This window comes from Ralstonia sp. TCR112 (assembly GCF_007997035.1).
Taxonomy (GTDB): Bacteria; Pseudomonadota; Gammaproteobacteria; order Burkholderiales; family Burkholderiaceae; genus Ralstonia; species Ralstonia edaphi.
The window spans coordinates 1-562 of sequence record NZ_VOSS01000223.1 but is presented as its reverse complement, the minus strand read 5'-3'; the positions used below and the strand labels follow the sequence as shown (position 1 = coordinate 562).

1 protein-coding gene is annotated in these 562 nt (G+C 60.3%); it reads right to left on the bottom strand.

Going from position 1 to position 562, the window contains the following annotated elements; genetic code table 11:
- The coding region (locus tag FUT88_RS25485) for a LemA family protein (protein ID WP_147219335.1) at positions 1-445 on the bottom strand (445 nt) is incomplete at its 3' end.
- Positions 446-562 lie beyond the last annotated feature (117 nt).

Here is a 562-nt window from a genome sequence, read left to right as displayed (position 1 = left end):
CTTCGAGCTGCGATTGCAGATCACGGAACGACTGGTCCGCCTTGAGCTGCGGGTAGTTTTCCGACACGGCCATCAGACGCGACAGCGCGCTCGAAAGCTCGCCCTGCACCTGCTGGAATTTCTGGAAGGCGGCCGGATCATTCAGCACCTCCGGCGTGATCTGGAAGCTGGTGGCTGCGGCGCGGGCCTTGGTCACGGCTTCCAGCGTGTCCTTCTCGTGCGAGGCATAGCCCTTGACCGTGTTGACGAGGTTCGGAATCAGGTCGGCACGGCGCTGGTATTGGTTGACCACCTCGGCCCAGGCCGCTTTGGTGGCTTCGTCCTTCGCCTGGAAATCGTTGTAGCCGCACGCAGACAAAAACGGTGCGGCGAGCACGGCCAACGACAGTGCCAGCCAGCGCAGCACCGAAAAACGCGTCGAGCGGAAGGTCAGGGCAGGGGTCATGAAATCCTCTAGATCTTGAATCCGAAAAGAATGTGGCATGAGACTGACAGCGCCTCACGACGTTCCAGCGCACTTTAGCTTATGCGCTTGACGCCCCAGTCACACATCAGTACGGTA